The sequence below is a fragment of the Sphingomonas sp. BL-S-05 genome, assembly GCF_055521695.1.
Map to the genome: position 1 here is coordinate 1379167 of NZ_CM145499.1, position 15790 is coordinate 1394956.

At 67.0% G+C, this 15790-nt stretch carries 14 protein-coding genes; 6 read left to right on the top strand and 8 right to left on the bottom strand.

The annotated features are described in order from the left end of the window. Positions 1-129 precede the first annotated feature (129 nt). Complete coding sequence (locus ACZ1JS_RS06270) at positions 130-1521, top strand: leucyl aminopeptidase family protein (RefSeq protein WP_465168640.1); 1392 nt, start codon at positions 130-132, stop codon at positions 1519-1521. Positions 1522-1652: 131 nt separating this feature from the next. Here the strand turns inward: ACZ1JS_RS06270 and ACZ1JS_RS06275 are convergent, their stop codons facing one another. Then, positions 1653-3104, bottom strand: a complete 1452-nt coding sequence (locus ACZ1JS_RS06275; RefSeq protein ID WP_465168194.1) for a helicase HerA domain-containing protein — start codon at positions 3102-3104, stop codon at positions 1653-1655. A 93-nt stretch (positions 3105-3197) separates the two neighbouring features. Between ACZ1JS_RS06275 and ACZ1JS_RS06280 the strand changes: the two genes are divergently transcribed. Then, positions 3198-3623 carry a ribosomal maturation YjgA family protein gene (locus tag ACZ1JS_RS06280; protein WP_465168195.1) on the top strand — a complete coding sequence of 142 codons (426 nt, stop codon included), beginning with the start codon at positions 3198-3200 and terminating at the stop codon, positions 3621-3623. On the opposite strand, the gene ACZ1JS_RS06285 is transcribed toward ACZ1JS_RS06280, so the two are convergent. Genes ACZ1JS_RS06285 through ACZ1JS_RS06295 form a run of 3 tightly spaced genes read right to left on the bottom strand, consistent with a single transcriptional unit; the run spans position 3548 to position 6029 of the window. After that, positions 3548-3874 (bottom strand): 2Fe-2S iron-sulfur cluster-binding protein, encoded by a 327-nt coding sequence (locus ACZ1JS_RS06285; protein WP_465168196.1) that lies wholly within the window; start codon positions 3872-3874, stop codon positions 3548-3550. The genes ACZ1JS_RS06280 and ACZ1JS_RS06285 overlap by 76 nt on opposite strands. Further along, positions 3871-4977: a cysteine desulfurase family protein gene (locus ACZ1JS_RS06290; protein WP_465168197.1), complete on the bottom strand. Its 1107-nt coding sequence runs from the start codon at positions 4975-4977 to the stop codon at positions 3871-3873. Before ACZ1JS_RS06290 ends, ACZ1JS_RS06285 begins: the two co-directional genes overlap by 4 nt. Beyond that, the gene (locus ACZ1JS_RS06295; protein ID WP_465168198.1) at positions 4974-6029 is read right to left on the bottom strand and encodes a cysteine desulfurase family protein; all 1056 of its coding nucleotides are present in this window, start codon (positions 6027-6029) and stop codon (positions 4974-4976) included. Before ACZ1JS_RS06295 ends, ACZ1JS_RS06290 begins: the two co-directional genes overlap by 4 nt. 86 nt (positions 6030-6115) lie before the next feature. Between ACZ1JS_RS06295 and ACZ1JS_RS06300 the strand changes: the two genes are divergently transcribed. Together ACZ1JS_RS06300 and ACZ1JS_RS06305 are read left to right on the top strand one after the other, a co-directional pair. Next, positions 6116-6772 (top strand): alpha/beta hydrolase, encoded by a 657-nt coding sequence (locus tag ACZ1JS_RS06300; RefSeq protein ID WP_066687669.1) that lies wholly within the window; start codon positions 6116-6118, stop codon positions 6770-6772. Positions 6773-6943: 171 nt separating this feature from the next. Then, positions 6944-7171: a hypothetical protein gene (locus ACZ1JS_RS06305; RefSeq protein WP_242115389.1), complete on the top strand. Its 228-nt coding sequence runs from the start codon at positions 6944-6946 to the stop codon at positions 7169-7171. A 3-nt stretch (positions 7172-7174) separates the two neighbouring features. Here the strand turns inward: ACZ1JS_RS06305 and ACZ1JS_RS06310 are convergent, their stop codons facing one another. Together ACZ1JS_RS06310 and ACZ1JS_RS06315 are read right to left on the bottom strand one after the other, a co-directional pair. Next, positions 7175-7342, bottom strand: coding sequence for a hypothetical protein (locus ACZ1JS_RS06310; RefSeq protein ID WP_465168199.1), 168 nt, complete (start codon positions 7340-7342; stop codon positions 7175-7177). Then, the gene (locus tag ACZ1JS_RS06315; RefSeq protein ID WP_465168200.1) at positions 7339-8301 is read right to left on the bottom strand and encodes a threonine ammonia-lyase; all 963 of its coding nucleotides are present in this window, start codon (positions 8299-8301) and stop codon (positions 7339-7341) included. The genes ACZ1JS_RS06310 and ACZ1JS_RS06315 overlap by 4 nt, the downstream gene beginning before the upstream one ends. A gap of 140 nt (positions 8302-8441) precedes the next feature. On the opposite strand from ACZ1JS_RS06315, the gene ACZ1JS_RS06320 reads away from it, so the two are divergent. Together ACZ1JS_RS06320 and ACZ1JS_RS06325 are read left to right on the top strand one after the other, a co-directional pair. Beyond that, complete coding sequence (locus ACZ1JS_RS06320; protein ID WP_465168201.1) at positions 8442-9683, top strand: type III PLP-dependent enzyme; 1242 nt, start codon at positions 8442-8444, stop codon at positions 9681-9683. Positions 9684-9867: 184 nt separating this feature from the next. After that, positions 9868-10920, top strand: coding sequence for a 1,9-bis(guanidino)-5-aza-nonane synthase (locus tag ACZ1JS_RS06325; RefSeq protein WP_242115386.1), 1053 nt, complete (start codon positions 9868-9870; stop codon positions 10918-10920). Between the two features lie 78 nt (positions 10921-10998). On the opposite strand, the gene ACZ1JS_RS06330 is transcribed toward ACZ1JS_RS06325, so the two are convergent. Both ACZ1JS_RS06330 and ACZ1JS_RS06335 read right to left on the bottom strand, forming a co-directional pair. Next, positions 10999-13806, bottom strand: coding sequence for a DUF3857 domain-containing protein (locus ACZ1JS_RS06330; RefSeq protein WP_465168202.1), 2808 nt, complete (start codon positions 13804-13806; stop codon positions 10999-11001). Positions 13807-13901: 95 nt separating this feature from the next. Beyond that, positions 13902-15788 (bottom strand): XrtA/PEP-CTERM system amidotransferase, encoded by a 1887-nt coding sequence (locus ACZ1JS_RS06335; RefSeq protein ID WP_465168203.1) that lies wholly within the window; start codon positions 15786-15788, stop codon positions 13902-13904. Positions 15789-15790: the final 2 nt, after the last annotated feature.

The window sequence follows — 15790 nt, forward strand, 5'->3', positions numbered from 1 at the left end:
CCGCGAAGCGGTGGTGGAGGGGGCTGGCCGCCAGCGCACCGCTTGCGGAGGCCCCCCCCACCAGCTTCGCTGGTCCCCCTCCCCGTTCCGGGGAGGATTGGCTTGCGCTTGGTGAAAGGTCGGTCCTACATCACGGACATGACACCGACGATCGTCGCCGACCGTGGGCAGCCCGCCCGCACCATTCACCTGATCCCTGCCGACCTCTTCGACGCATGGCTCGCCGCACAGCCGCCGCGCGTCCGCGCTGCAGCCACCGCGCAGCGCCTAATCGCAAAGGTCGGCAAGACCGCGACGCTGCCCGGCGAGCAGCCCGACGACTGGTCGGTCGCTACCGTCGTCACCGACCCCACGAAGCTTTCGGCCTGGGATCTGGCCCATCTGCCCGCCCTGCTTCCGCCCGGCAGCTATCGCCTCGTCGGCGGTACGCCCGGCCCGGCCAAGCTCGGCTGGGCGACCGCGCAATATCGCTTCACCCGCTACCGCAAGGGGGAGGACGACGCCCCGCGCGTGCTCCTGTCCAACGAACCCGCCCGGATCGACGAAGCGCTCCGCCAGGCCGCCGCCACCGCGCGCGTCCGCGACCTGGTCAACACCGCCGCTGCCGATCTCGGCCCGGCCGAACTCGCGACGGCCGTCCGCACCCTTGGTGACGCCCATGGCGCGACCGTCACCGTCACCAGCGGTCGCGATCTCGAAACCGGCTATCCGATGATCCATGCGGTCGGCAAGGCCGCCGCCAAGGGCCGCGAACCGCGCCTGATCGAACTGGTCTGGGGCAACCCCGCCCATAAGCGCGTCGCGCTGGTCGGCAAGGGCGTGTGCTTCGACAGCGGCGGGCTCGATATCAAGCCGTCGTCGGGCATGCGGCTGATGAAGAAGGATATGGGCGGGGCGGCGCACGCGCTGGCGCTGGCCGGACTGGCGATGGAAGCGCATCTGCCGATCCGGCTTCACCTGCTGATCCCGGCGGTCGAAAACAGCGTGTCCGCCGACAGCTTCCGTCCCGGCGACGTGCTCGCCACGCGCAAAGGGCTGACGGTCGAGAACACCAATACCGATGCCGAAGGCCGGCTGGTGCTGGGCGATGCCCTGACCAGAGCTTGCGAGGAACACCCCGAACTGCTGATCGATTTCGCGACGTTGACCGGCGCGGCCCGCGTCGCGCTCGGCCCCGATCTGCCCGCGACCTTCGCCAATGACGAAGCACTCGCCGCCGATCTGCTCGCGGCGGGTACCGCCGAGGACGATCCATTGTGGCGCATGCCGCTATGGGACGGCTATGACGACATGCTGAAGTCCGACATCGCCGACATGGTGAACGCACCCGAAGGCGGCATGGCCGGGGCAGTCACCGCCGCGCTGTTCCTGCGTCGCTTCGTGACGCCGGGCACCGCATGGGCGCATCTCGACACCTTCGCATGGCGTGCCAGTGCCAAGCCGGGTCGCTCCAAAGGCGGCGAGGCATACGGCCTACGCGCGACGTGGCGATTGCTGAAGGATCGGTATTTGAGACCGTAAATCCTCCCCGGCACGGGGAGGGGGACCACCGCGAAGCGGTGGTGGAGGGGGTTCGCCACAAGCGGACCGTTTGCGGCGTTCCCCCTCCACCAGCCTGCGGCTGGTTTCGCTCCCGCGCCTCGGGGAGGAATTTAGGCCGCCTCCGCCGCCTCGGTCGTCCACCCCAGATGCGGCAGCGCGATCGACCGCTTGCCCGCCAGGTCGATCCGGCACACCAGCAACTCGCGCCCCTCGATATACGCCAGCATCCGCTTCACCCGTCCGAGCGAACTGGTGCCATAGGTCCGTGCGATCTCGGCATCGCTGGGACATGGCCGCCCCTCGCGCGCCGCCCGGGCGATCAGCATGAACGCGCCGAGCATATCGTCGGGCAGCACGTCGGCGATCGCCAGCGCCTGCGCCCATTCGTCATCGGGCGCTTCGAAAATGCCCGCCCGCGCGCACGCCAGCCGCCGGGTGAAGGCCGGCAGGTCGAGCGGCGGACGCGGCAGGCCGACCATGCGGCAACGCACGTCGAAATCCTGATACAGCACCGCCGCCGCGCGCGGCTGATCCCCCTCATCCTCGACCAGCGCCCGCAACACGTCGGCGACGATCGCGTCCGTCTCATCGGCCGATCGTTCGGGCAAATCCGGTGCCGCGCTGGATCGTACCGGCGCCGCAATCGCCGCCTCGACCGCTTCGGGCGGCGCGACATGCCGGATTGGCGGACCCAGCGGCAGCATCGCTTCGACCGGTGCCAGCAACAGGTCCTTGATATCCGCCACCGGCGCGGTCGGCAGCGGCGTCAGCTTGGGACTGCCGCTGCGGGCGGAGGTCTGCACCGGCCCGATCTTGATCGAAAGCGGCCGCCGCGACACCGCCGGCCCGAGTGCCAGGAAATGCCCGCGTTGCAGATCGCGGATCGCCTCGGCTTGCCGCCGCTCCATGCCGAGCAGGTCGGCGGCCCGCGCCATGTCGATGTCGAGGAAGGTTCGCCCCATCAGGAAGTTCGATGCTTCGGCCGCGACGTTCTTGGCCAGCTTCGCCAGACGCTGGGTCGCGATGACGCCGGCAAGGCCGCGCTTGCGACCGCGACACATCAGATTGGTCATCGCCGACAGCGACGCGCGGCGCACCTCCTCGACCACTTCGCCCCCGCCCGCCGGTGCGAACAACTGCGCCTCGTCGACGACGACCAGCGCGGGATACCAATGCTCGCGCGGCGCATCGAACAGCGCGTTGAGGAACGACGCGGCGCACTTCATCTGCCCCTCGGCCTCCAGCCCTTCGAGGCTGAGCACCACCGACGCGCGATGCTCGCGTGCCCGCGTCGCGAATTTAGCGACCTCGCGTTCGCTATGGTCGGCCGCCTCGATGACGACATGGCCATAAGCGCCGGCCAGCGTTACGAAATCCCCTTCGGGATCGATCACCACCTGTTGGACATGGCCGGCGCTGCGTTCGAGCAGGCGGCGGAGAAGATGCGACTTTCCCGAACCCGAATTGCCCTGCACCAGCAATCGGGTCGCCAACAATTCTTCGAGATCAAGGGGAACGGTCTTGCCCGCCGGGTCCGTCCCCATATCGACGTTCACGGTCATCGCGGGTCTTTAGGCGGTGGTGCCGCACCGGGGCAAGCGCTTGCGTCGGCGTCCGTCGCACGCCATGGCCGTCGCGCTTCGGGGGGAGCGTTCATGCGACTGCACAAGGGCTATGCTGCGCTGACCATCGCGTTGCTGGTGATCGAACTGGCGATCGCGTTGTTCCTGAACGATCCGATCGTGCGCCCCTATGTCGGCGACGCGCTGGCGGTGGTGCTGGTCTATGCCGGCCTTAGGGCAGTGACCCGGTTGCCGGTGGTGCCGGCGACGCTGATCGCCTTCGCCATCGCCGTAGTGATCGAGTTCAGCCAGTATTTTCGGCTGCTCAAGGCTATCGGCCTCGACCACAACCGTTTCGCGCGCATGATCCTCGGCAACGGGTTCGATCCGAAAGACTTCATCGCCTATGCGAGCGGCGCGGTCGCGGTGCTGCTCATCGAGCGTTACCGACGCGCGTCGCGCGCCGATGCCGGCACCCGCACCGTCAGGCCATCGAGCGATTCGTCCAGCACGATCTGACACGCCAGCCGGCTGGTCGCGACCGCCCCTTCGGCGAAATCGAGCATATCCTCCTCTTCCTCGCTGGCGGCGGGCAGGCGTGGTGCGTCGGTCGGATCGACGATGACGTGACAGGTCGAACACGCCATCTGTCCGCCGCACGTCCCCTCCAACGGCAGGTCATAGGCCTGCGCCAGATCGAGCAACCGGTCGCCGGCCGCAGCCCGCGCTTCCTCGACACTCCCGTCGGGCCGAACGAAGCGGATGATCATCGTTGCCCCCGCGCCGCGCGATCGATCGTCTGCACCGCCTGCACCAGTTCCTCGCTAGTTGTGTACCGTCCGAACCCGATACGGATCGCGTTCTTCGCCTGCGCATCGCTCAACCCGATCGCGCGCAGCACATGGCTGGTCCGCCCCGACCCGCTCGCGCAGGCCGACCCGGCGGAAAAGGCGATATCGCGACATTCGCTCATCAACCGCGCCACGTCCAATCCGTCCATCCGCACGTTCAGATTGCCGCGCCACCGCGCCTCTGCATCGCCGTTCAATATCCAATCAGGTCCCGACAGGGTCTCGCGCGCGGCGGCCCACAATGTCTCGATATGGGACGGATCATCCCGTGCCAACAACGCAGCCGCTGCCCCGAAACCGGCGCAAAGGGCCGGGCTGAGCGTACCCGATCGCAAGCCGCCCTCCTGCCCGCCACCGTGCAGCATCGCCGTCGGCTCCGCTCCCGTCCGCACCCACAGCGCCCCGATCCCCTTCGGGCCATAGACCTTGTGCGCCGACACCGCGATCAGGTTGCAAGCCGCGACCGGCAAAGCGACCCGCCCCCAGCCCTGTACGGCATCGCAGACCACCACCGCGCCGACCGACCGGGCCAGTTCGCCAAGCCATGCGATCGGCTGCACCACCCCGATTTCGTTATTGACCAACATCGCCGCGACCAGTGCCGTCCGCTGATCGATCGCGGCCCGCGCCGCGCCGCGATCAACCAAGCCGTCCGCGCCGACCGGCAGCACCACGACTTCCGCCCCCCGCGCCGCCAGCGCGCGAACGGTGTCGAGCACACAGCTATGCTCGGTCGCGATCGTCACCACTTTCGGCCGGGCGGAATCCACGCGTGCGAACGTACCGGCAATCGCCCAGTTCGCCGCTTCGGTCGCGCCGCTGGTGAAGAACAGCCGTCCGTCCTCCTCCGGTGCCAGCGCTGCCAGCACCTGCGCCCGGGCGACCTCGACCGCCGCCTTCGCCCGCCGCCCCTCGCGATGCGGTGAGTGCGGATTGGCGTGATGGTCGCGCAGCCACGGCACCATCGCGTCGAACGCCTGTGGCGCGAGCGGCGTCGTCGCCTGATAATCGAGATAGGTCATCGCCGGATCAGTCCCGCATAGGCGTCGGCGAAACGGTCGAGTTCATCCGTCGTCGTCGACCAGCCGAGGCTGACCCGGATCGTCCGGTCCGCGACCTCGCCTGGTACGCCAAATGCCGCCAGCGCCCGGCTGCGTTTCAGGGTCCCCGACGAACAGGCGCTGCCTGCCGATACCGCAAAACCCATTGCATCGAGCCGGATCAACTGGGCCGCTGCCGGCAGGGTCGCATGCGCGACCGCGAAGACGTGCGAGCATTGCACGCCGGGCTGGATCACCTCGCCCGCGTCGTACAACCGGTCCTTGAAGCGAAACCGCTCGTCGACACTGGTCGCCCAGCTATTCAGCCCCCCCGCCTCCAGCGCGGCGGCAAGGCCCAGCACCCCCGGCAGATTCTCGGTCCCACCACGATAGCCCGACTCCTGCCCGCCATCGGGCGCGACCATGGCATAGTCGCGGAGCAACAGTGCGCCGATCCCGGGCGGGCCGCCCAGCTTGTGCGCCGACACCACGATCATATCGGCGTCCGCCAGCGAATGCTTCCCCGCCGCCTGCGACGCATCGACCAGCACCAGCCCACCGGCCTCACGCACCATCGCGATCGCCGGACTGTCGGCCCCCGGCAGCAGCATCGTGCCGGTTTCCGAATTGATCGCCTGCACCGCGACGACCGGCGGCGGGCCGTCGGCGAGGTAGCGCGCCAGCGCATCCCCGTCCGGCTCCCCCGCGACGATCGGCAACACGTCCGCGCCCGGTGCCCCCCGGAACACCGCGTCATGCTCCACCGCCGACACCAGTCGTCGCGTCCGCTTCGCTCGTCCCAGTCCGATCGCAAGCGCCTCGCTCGCCCCGCTGGTCAGGATGACTTCGCCATCCCAACCCAGCGCCTTCGCGATCCGGCCTCGCGCGTCCTCCAGCATCCGCCGCGCCGCGCGCCCCTCGGCATGGGGGCTCGACGGATTCGCCCAGTACGCCATGCCCTCGGCGACGGCGGCCGCCGCTTGCGGAAGGATCGGGGTCGTCGCGGCATGGTCGAGATAGATGCGGGTCGTCAAAACACTTCCGTTCCGATTGGGTACGCCTATATAGCCGCGATCCCATTCCGCGCCATTGCCGCGCCCATTTGTTAGCAGGACGTCCCATGCCCGAAGTCATCTTCCCCGGTCCCGAAGGTCGACTGGAGGGCCGTTTCGCCCCCGCTCCGCGCCCCCGCGCGCCCGTCGCGATGATCCTGCACCCGCACCCGTCGTCGGGCGGCACGATGAACAACCGCATCGTCCAGGAACTCTACAAGACGTTCCAGCGCCGCGGCTTCGCGACGCTGCGCTTCAACTTCCGCGGCGTCGGCAAGAGCCAGGGCACGTTCGACAATGGCGTCGGCGAATTGTCGGACGCCGCCTCGGCGCTCGACTGGGTGCAAAGCTTCCATCCCGAAGCGCAGACGACGTGGATCGCCGGGGTCAGCTTCGGCGCGTGGATCGGCATGCAATTGCTGATGCGCCGCCCGGAAATCCGCGGCTTCATCTCGATCGCGCCCCCGGCGAACATGTACGACTTCACCTTCCTCGCGCCCTGCCCGTCGTCAGGCATCATCATCCAGGGCGATGCCGATGAGGTCGTCACCCCCGCCGCGACGCAGAAGCTGGTCGACAAGCTGCGGACCCAGCGGCACATCACGATCCATCACGACGTCATTCCCGGCGCCAACCACTTCTTCCAGAACGAGATGCCCGAATTGATGGGCAGCGTGGACAAGTATCTGGACATGCGCCTCGACCCGAACTCACCGATCAAGTGAGGCTCGTGCGAGCGGATTAGCCAAGCTAATCCGCGTCGTGCGCGGCCGCCCGGCCGGCGGGGCACCCGCGCCAACCGATGACGTGGTTCCGCCGCGCCGGGCATTCATGCTTGTCATATTGCTTGAACACCATAGGATGCTGGCAATACTCCGTTACAGGACTGCCGCATCATGCTTTTCACGCTCCTACTCGTCGCTGCGAGCCAGACCGCGCCCGCTGCCGAAACCCCGAAGCCCGAGAAGAAGATCTGCCGTCGCGAGGTGACGACCGGTTCGATCATGGCGCGTCCGGTTTGCCGCACCAAGGCGGAATGGATGCAGATCGACACCCAGAACGCCGCCAATGCCGGGCAGGCGCTCGACCAGCGTAGCTATCGCATGTCGCCGCAGCGCGACTGACGGCTACACGGTCCAGATCGCGACGTTCCCGACCATCACGACGGCGCACGCCAGCATCAGCCAACCGTTGCGCCGCTCTCCCCGCGCGATCATCCTGATACCGAACACGGTCAGCAGGATCGCAACGAGCATCAGCACGGCGAGCAGCGTTCCCGCCGGCCCGTGCGTCACGCGGCGATGACCTTGCCATAGGCGGCGGGATCGACATTGCCGCCGGACACCAGCACCAGCGTGCCCGGTTCGACCGCCACCCGTCGCGACAGGATCGCCGCCAACGCCACTGCGCCCCCCGGTTCGACCACGGACCGCAAGTGTCGTAACGCCCAACGTTGCGCATCGGCGATTTCCGCCTCGCTGACTGCCACGCCGGTAGCGCCGCGTCGCGACAGCACGTCGAAGGTCCGCTCCGCCACGCGCATCGTCTGTAGCGCGTCGCAGGCGGTAGGGGGTGGCCCATCGGCGACCGGCTCGATCCAACCGGCTTCGAGGCTGCGGCGCATATCGTCCCATCCTTCGGGTTCTACCGTCACGATCTCGGCCTCGGGTAGCGCCAGCGCGATCCCTGCTGAAAGGCCGCCGCCACCGCAGGGTACGATCGCGCGCGACGGCTGGGGCAGTCCTGCGGCAACCATCTGCTCCGCCGCTTCGATCCCGGCCGAACCCTGCCCCTCGATCACCCAGGCATCGTCGAAGCTCGGCACCAGCGTCGCACCGCGCGCATGGGCCAGATGGGCGGCGATCTTCTCGCGGCTCTCGGTCGCGCGGTCGTAGCGCACGACCTCCGCGCCCAGCGCCATCGTAGCCCTCAGCTTCGTCTCCGGGGCGTCGGCGGGCATCACGATGGTCGCAGGGATGCCCAGCCGCTTCGCCGCCCATGCGACGCCCTGCGCGTGATTGCCCGACGAGAAGGCGACGACGCCACGCAGCCGCGATTCGTCGCTCAACGCGGTCAAGCGATGCCATGCCCCGCGCAATTTGAACGCGCCGATCGGCTGCAGCGATTCCATCTTGAAAGCAACCGCCAAGCCATTGATTTCGCGTATCATTAACGGGGAATATGGCAGGATCTCCGCCATCTTCGCCGCCGCATCGCGGACGCCGGCACGGGTGGGTTGTCGCATAATCGTCATAAATTGCACTTTCCGCCGCACAAACACTTTACATCAAGGTTTGCGGGTCATAGATCGCGCCTCCGCTGCCCCATGGGACTTCCAACCGCAAGGCAGCTTTTTGTCACCGTATGCCGAAAGGCAATTGGAGGTCCCTTGAATTGGCCAAGCACCATAGCGCGCTGGGGCTAGCTGCCCCCTTTATCGCCCGTGACTCCTCGTTCGAGCGCGGGATCGACATCGCAGAGCGCCGACCAGTCGAACCGGTAACGCTCGTTCGCCCGCACGCCGCCGCGCGCGCAGCCCGATTCTTCGTGGAGAAGTTTCCGGGGCGCTCGATGTATGCGGTGAAGGCGAATCCGTCGCCCGACCTGCTGCGTGTCCTGTGGGACAACGGCATCGTCCACTATGACACCGCGTCGATCGGCGAGGTCCGTCTGGTGAAGGCGACGCTGCCGGAAGCGACCTGCCACTTCATGCACCCGATCAAGGCGCCGGAAGCGATTGCCGAAGCCTATTTCGCGCATGGCGTGCGGACCTTCTCGCTCGACAGCATGGACGAACTGGAAAAGATCGTCGCCGCCACCGATGGAGCGACCGATCTGACCCTGTGCGTGCGGATGCGCGTGTCGTCCGAATATGCGAAGCTGTCGCTCGGCTCGAAGTTCGGCGTGGGTCCGGGCGAAGCCAAGCAGTTGCTGATCGCGACCCGTCAGGTCGCCGATGCGCTGGGCATCTGCTTCCATGTCGGTAGCCAGACCATGTCGCCCGATGCCTATGCCAATGCGATGGAGCGCGTCCGTGCCGCCATCGTCGATGCGGGCGTCACCGTCGATGTCATCGACGTCGGTGGCGGCTTCCCGTCGCACTATCCGGGCATGACCCCGCCGCCGCTGGAGCGTTTCTTCGAAACGATCCACCGCGCGTTCGAAAGCCTGCCGATCAGCTATTCGGCCGAGCTGTGGGCCGAACCGGGCCGGTCGCTGTGCGCTGAATATGCGTCGGTTGTCGTCCGCGTCGAACATCGCCGCGGTTCGGAGCTGTTCATCAACGACGGCGCCTATGGCTCGCTGTTCGATGCGGCGCATATCGGCTGGAAATATCCGGTGCAGCTGCTGCGGCAGCCGGAATCGGACGCGCGCGACATGGACTTCAGCTTTTGGGGTCCGACCTGCGACGATATCGACCAGATGCAGGGCCCGTTCCCGCTGCCGGCCGATACGCGCAGCGGCGATTATTTCGAGATCGGCATGCTCGGCGCCTATGGCTCGGCCATGCGCACCGCGTTCAACGGGTTCGGCAATGGCGAAACCGTCCTGACCGACGACGAGCCGATGGAGTCGATGTATATCGACCTCGACCCCATGCCGGCGTTCGTTTCGAACAACGTCGTCAAGCTGTAACGACACCATCCTAACCACCCACCTCCCCCTTCCCGCACCTTGCGGGAGGGGCCGGGGGTGGGCTTTGCATGGCTTTGCCGCTATGCGACCGCCATCGGCTCCTCCCGCATTCTGTGGACAGGAGGCCAACCGGGTTTCCGCGTCCCCATAACGACGACGGCTTATCGATGATGATGGGACCATCATGACCGACACGACGATCAACGACACCCGCAAGGCCGAACTGCTCTCGACCACCGTCGAGCATGTCGACATCACCAAGTTCGACGCCCGCCCGATCATCGACGCCATGGGCAAGATGAGCTTCACCAGCCGCGACCTCGCGCGCGCCACCCGCATCTACAACCAGATGCTGGAGGACAAGGACTGCTCGATCTTCCTCGTGATCGCCGGGTCGACCTCGGCCGGCGGCTGCATGGACCTGTACGCCGAACTGCTGCGCTCGAACATGATCGACGGCGTCGTCGCGACCGGCGCATCGATCGTCGACATGGATTTCTTCGAAGGGCTGGGCCACAAGCATTATCAGGCGCTGGAAATCCCCGACGACAACACGCTGCGTTCGCTTTACATCGACCGCATCTACGACACCTATATTGACGAAGAGCAGCTGCAGGACTGCGACCACACGATCGGCAAGATCGCCGACTCGCTGGAGCCGAAGGCCTATTCTTCGCGCGCCTTCATCCGCGAGATGGGCAAATATCTGTCGGAGCATGGCAAGAAGGAAAACAGCCTCGTCAAGCTCGCCTACGAGCATGACGTGCCGATCTTTTGCCCGGCCTTCGTCGACAGCTCGGCCGGCTTCGGTCTGGTCAAGCACCAGGTCGATCGCGCGAAGGAAGGCAAGCCGTACATGGTGCTCGACGCCATTGCCGACTTCCGCGAACTGACCGACATCAAGATCAAGGCGGGCACCACCGGCCTGTTGATGATCGGCGGCGGCGTGCCGAAGAACTTCATCCAGGACACGGTCGTCTGCGCCGAGATCCTGGGTCACGACGATGTCGAGATGCACAAATACGCCGTGCAGATCACCGTCGCCGACGTGCGCGACGGCGCCTGCTCGTCGTCGACGCTGAAGGAAGCGGCCAGCTGGGGCAAGGTCGACACCGCGCTCGAACAGATGGTCTTCGCCGAAGCAGGGTCGGTCATGCCGCTGCTGGCGTCGGACGCCTATCATCGCGGCGCTTGGAAGGACCGCGCCAAGCGCGCCTTCGGCAAGATGTTCGACTGATCGTCCGCACATCGCCACGAAACGAAACGGCGGGGGAGCGATCCCCCGCCGTTCTCGTATCAGCGGATCGCCGGACGCCTACATCCTGAACCCGAACCGGGCATATTGCCGGTCGATCTGCGGGGCGACCCGCCGCGCCATCGTCAGGTCGGCGACCGCATCGGCATCGCGCTTCATCGCCTTCAGCACCACCGCGCGCAGATAGCGGCTGCTGGCCATATCCGGCTCCGCGGCAAGCACCGCGTCGAGATCGGCGAGCGCTTCGGGATAGCGGCCCATCCGGTACCAGACCATCGCCCGGCTATCGAGCGCGGCGAGCGTGCTGTCGCTCAGCTCGATCGCGCTGGTACAGTCCTTAAGCGCGGTATCGAGCATCATCGACCGCGTACCCTTGATCCAGCAGCGCCCGTTCAACAGGTTGGGCGATCCCGGCTTCTCGGCGATCATCGCGTCGTACAGCTTCACCGCTTCCGCCGCGTCGCCGAATTCCCCGATCAACGCCGCCTTGTCCTGCCGCGCTGCGCGCTGCTGTTCCCCGCCCAGCGCGATCCGCTGGTCGAGCAGCGCGACGCCACCGGGCAGGTCGCCATTCTCCGCCTTCAACCACGCCAGCCGTGCCGTCGCGCCTTGGTTCGACGGATCGAGTTGCCGTGCCCGTTCGGCATCGGCCAAAGCCTTCGCCCGATCGCCCAGCATGTCCTGCACATAGGCGCGTTGCAGATACAGTTCGAGACTGGGTTCCTTGGCGATGACCCGGTCGAGATCGGGTAGCGCCGCGCGGTAATTACCGACCCCGCTCTCGAAACTGGCGCGGCTTCGATAGCCGCTCATCTCGTCGGGATCGTCGGCTATCGCCTTGGCAAAGGTCGCGCGGATTGCCTTGATCTGGCTCGACTGGTTGATCGTCGCGCTATCCAGCGTCCATCGCCGCGGCGTGTCGGCGGGCGCCACCACGCGCGGAATATTGGCGATCGCCGTCGCCACCGCATCGCGTTCGGTCGCGATCTGCGCCGCCGGCACCTCGACGCCGAGCGCATCGACCCGTTCGTCCATCGTCAGCACGCCGTTCGCCAGCCGCGTGGTCCGTTTGACGGCATGCCCGGCGAAGCGCTGATCGGCATCGGCCGTTCCGTCGAGCGTGAAGCCCCGCCCGGCATCGGGCAGCTTCACGCGCAACCGCCGTTCGAACCCCATCACCGGCGGCGCCGCGACGGGTATCGTGCTCCAATAGGGCCGGCTGCGATCCGGCGCGAAGCTCAGTTCGCTTAGCGGACCACCCAACGCCCGCTTGCGTCGCCGGTCCTCCATTCCCCATTTCGTGCCGACCACGCCCTTCGCACGCAACACGACATCGCCGGTCGCCGGGTCGACCGTGATCGTCCCGTCGGCGAACTGCCCCACGCCAACCGCATTCTGCAAGATGCTGGAAATCAGGTCGCGCTGCTCTTTCGGACCGATCTGGCTCTTGGCCGCCCGCAACTGTGCCGCCATCGCCCCGTGGGCGGTAAAGGCGACGTCGATCGCACTGGGCAGGTCGACCGCGCCACTTTCGTCGGCATCGATCGTCACGCTCGCGATCGGACGGGCGCTGGCATGGGTCTGCACCTTGACCGGATCGGCCCCGGCAGCACGCAGCGGCAGGACATAGCCGATGCCCGGCGTGTCGTGGATATCGACGATCCGCGCATTGCTGCCCGTTCCGTCGAGCCAAAGCGTCTCGCCGCCGATCGTCGCGCGGACGAAGACGTGGTTGAACGCAGCCGCGCTCGGCAACCGGTCGGGTACGAAGTCGCCCATGCCGACGCTCGCCACCACCGGCTCCGCCTCGATCCCCATCGCGTGGAGCATCGCCAGCAGCAGCAACGTCTTCGCCTTGCAGTCGCCATAGCGGACTTCCCACGTCTTTGCCGGCACTTGCGGGACATAGTTGCCACCGTCCATACCGACCATCAGATAGCGGATCTTGTCCTGCACCACTTCCAACGCGCGCTCGGCACGGCCGATCGGCGTTGCCTCCGCCTTCATGATCGCCGCGACCTCGGCAGCGATCGGGCCGTCCGCCACGACCAGTCCGTCCGTCTTGTACAGCGCGGCAAAGGTTTTCGACACGTCGGCCCAGTCGGTGAAACTGGCGACTTCCATCAGCGGCGGGTGGCGGAAGCGCGAGGGCGCGTCCTCGGGCATGTCCTTGGGCTTGGCGATCGGCAGCGGGAAGCTGATCTCGGTAAACTCGCCCTTGGTCACCGGCGTCGCCTGCACGCCTTCGGCCAGCAACCGATATTTGGGTTGCATCCCCTTGGGCCAGCTATAGCGGACGCGCCCCGCCCCGACCCGCATCGGCGCCGCGACCAGCGGGATGACGTCCTGCACCCGCCCGCCCAGCGCGGTATCGCGGCCGGTGACCGAGAAGCGCATGTCGAGGATATCGCCGATCTCCAGCCCCTCGACCGCCATCGTCGCGGTCAGAATACCGGTCAACTCACGCTGCTCGAGGGACTGTTCGCGCCGCAGCACGACGAATTTCTGCCCCTTCGCCAACAAATCGATGCGTTGGTCGCCGCGCAAGATGGTCAGGCCGTGGACGATCAGGTCACCCTTGTCCGGAGCCCAGGGAAGCGTCAGCGTCGCCGCCTGCGACAGCATCTCGCTGCTCGCGATCCGCGTCTGCTGATGGACATAGGACCATAGTCGGTCGCCCTCGATCCGCTTCTGGAAATCGAGCAGCACGATCGGCGGCAATTCCTCCGCCGGCCCCGCCGGAACGTTCGGTGGCGCCACGACCAATGTCGGTGCCGGCTGATAAAGCGGCGTATCGCTCGCCCATGCCAAAGCCGGAATACATACCGCTGCCAATGCGGCCGCACGCGCCATTATCAAAGGCTTCACGTCATCCCCCTGTCCACCGGCCCCCGCCGGTACGCCAAGGTCTATCGCAGTGCCCTGACTTGTCGAGTGGGGATTGGGTGCAGATTCGAAGGAGATCAGCCGAACAGCCGGGTTGCGCTCCGCTCCAGCATGACGAGCTGCCACAGCGTCCGGCCATGCTCGGCCCGTCCGGTGCGGTGATCGGCGACGATCCGCTCGACCGCATGCAGGTCGAACCAGCTCGCCAGCACCGGCGACCGCGTCAGTGCGGCGGCCTCATCGGCCAGTCCGTCGCGGAACCACGCGCTGACCGGGGTGACGAACCCCATTTTCGGGCGATACAGAATGTCGCGCGGCAGCCACGGTTCGAGCGCCTTTTTCATCAGCCACTTGCCCTCGCCTCGCCGTAACCGCAGCCCGGCCGGCAAGGTGGCGCAGAATTCGATCAGTCGGTGGTCGAGCAGAGGCTCGCGTGCCTCCAGCCCGACGGCCATGCTGGTCCGGTCGACCTTGGTCAGGATATCGCCCGGCAGCCAGTGGCGGAAATCGGCATATTGCGCCCGGTCCAGCGCGTCGCGTGCCGGTGCCCCCCGCATCGCCGCGACATAACGGGCTTCGCCGCGATACCCGCCCAGTTGCCGCGCCATCGCCGGTGTATAAAGCGACTGCCGCACACCGGGCGTCGTCACCCCGACCGCGCCGGCATAGGCTTCGTCGCCGTCCTGTGCCAAGGCGAGCAGCGTCGTCTTGGCCCGGAACGGGCGCGGTGCCCAGTCGGCCTTCGGATAGACGTCGCCAAGCGCCCCGAACACCGGTTCGCGGAACCCGGGCGGCAGCAACCGGCGCACGCGCTCCTCGGCAGCGTGGAATTTGTACCGCCGATATCCCGCCAGCGCTTCGTCGGCGCCGTCACCCGACAGCGCCACTGTCACCCGCTCGCGCGCCAATGCACAAACCCGATAGGTTGCGAGTGCCGATGCATCGGCAAAGGGTTCGTCGAACGCCGCGACCATCGTGTCGATCAGCGCGAAATCGTCCGAGCGCACCGTCCGCACCGCATGATCGGTCGCGAAGCGCGCGGCGATTTCTCCCGCCGGGCCGCGTTCGTCATGCCCCGACTCGTCGAATCCGATCGTACAGGTCTGTACCGGCGCGCGACTGGCTTCCGCCATCAGCGCGACGACGGCGGACGAATCGACCCCGCCCGACAGGAACGCGCCGAGCGGCACATCGGAAACCATCCGCGACCGCACCCCTTCGCGCATCCGTTCGACCAGTTCGGCCTGCAGATCGCGAGTGCTGCCCTTCGCGCGCTTCGAAAAGTCGATGTCCCACCAACGCACTGGCTCGGGGACCGCCCGCCCGCGCTGCATCCACAGGAAATGTCCGGCGGGCAGCTTGCGCACCCCCGCGACGATACAGGCGTCGTCGGGCACATAGCCGAGCGCCATATAATCCTCGATCGCGGTGAGATCAGGCGTCCGCCGCACCAGCGGGTGCGCCAGCAACCCCTTCAACTCCGAAGCGAACGCCACCGCACCATCGGCCAGTTCGACATAATGGAGCGGCTTGACCCCCATCCGGTCGCGCGCGACGAACAGCGACTGGCGATCGGCATCGTAGATGGCGAAGGAGAACATGCCGTTCAGCCGCGCCAGCATGTCCGGCCCCCATGCCGTCCATGCGTGCAGCAACACTTCGGTATCGCCCTGCGTCCGGAACACCGCGCCCCGGGCGGTCAGTTCGGCGCGCAGTTCGGCGAAGTTGTAGATTTCGCCATTATAGGTGACGACGAGTCCCTCGCCCGGCAGCGCCATCGGCTGCGGACTGCCCGCCACGTCGATGATCGACAGCCGCCGATGGCCAAGCCCGACGCCCAGCGCCGTCCATACCCCCGATCCGTCCGGCCCACGATGCGCCTGCGCGTCGGTCATCGCCACGATCCGCGCCGGATCGACCGGCTTGGGACTTGCGGAATGGAAGAGGCCGGCAATGCCGCACATGG

What these genes read in the sequence shown, in the direction of transcription:
- ACZ1JS_RS06275 (WP_465168194.1), bottom strand. Translation starts at nt 3,104, where the DNA reads ATGACCGTGAACGTCGATATGGGGACGGACCCGGCGGGCAAGACCGTT.
- ACZ1JS_RS06315 (WP_465168200.1), bottom strand. Translation starts at nt 8,301, where the DNA reads ATGACGATTATGCGACAACCCACCCGTGCCGGCGTCCGCGATGCGGCG.
- ACZ1JS_RS06285 (WP_465168196.1), bottom strand. Translation starts at nt 3,874, where the DNA reads ATGATCATCCGCTTCGTTCGGCCCGACGGGAGTGTCGAGGAAGCGCGG.
- ACZ1JS_RS06290 (WP_465168197.1), bottom strand. Translation starts at nt 4,977, where the DNA reads ATGACCTATCTCGATTATCAGGCGACGACGCCGCTCGCGCCACAGGCG.
- ACZ1JS_RS06305 (WP_242115389.1), top strand. Translation starts at nt 6,944, where the DNA reads ATGCTTTTCACGCTCCTACTCGTCGCTGCGAGCCAGACCGCGCCCGCT.
- ACZ1JS_RS06280 (WP_465168195.1), top strand. Translation starts at nt 3,198, where the DNA reads ATGCGACTGCACAAGGGCTATGCTGCGCTGACCATCGCGTTGCTGGTG.
- ACZ1JS_RS06300 (WP_066687669.1), top strand. Translation starts at nt 6,116, where the DNA reads ATGCCCGAAGTCATCTTCCCCGGTCCCGAAGGTCGACTGGAGGGCCGT.
- ACZ1JS_RS06335 (WP_465168203.1), bottom strand. Translation starts at nt 15,788, where the DNA reads ATGTGCGGCATTGCCGGCCTCTTCCATTCCGCAAGTCCCAAGCCGGTC.
- ACZ1JS_RS06325 (WP_242115386.1), top strand. Translation starts at nt 9,868, where the DNA reads ATGACCGACACGACGATCAACGACACCCGCAAGGCCGAACTGCTCTCG.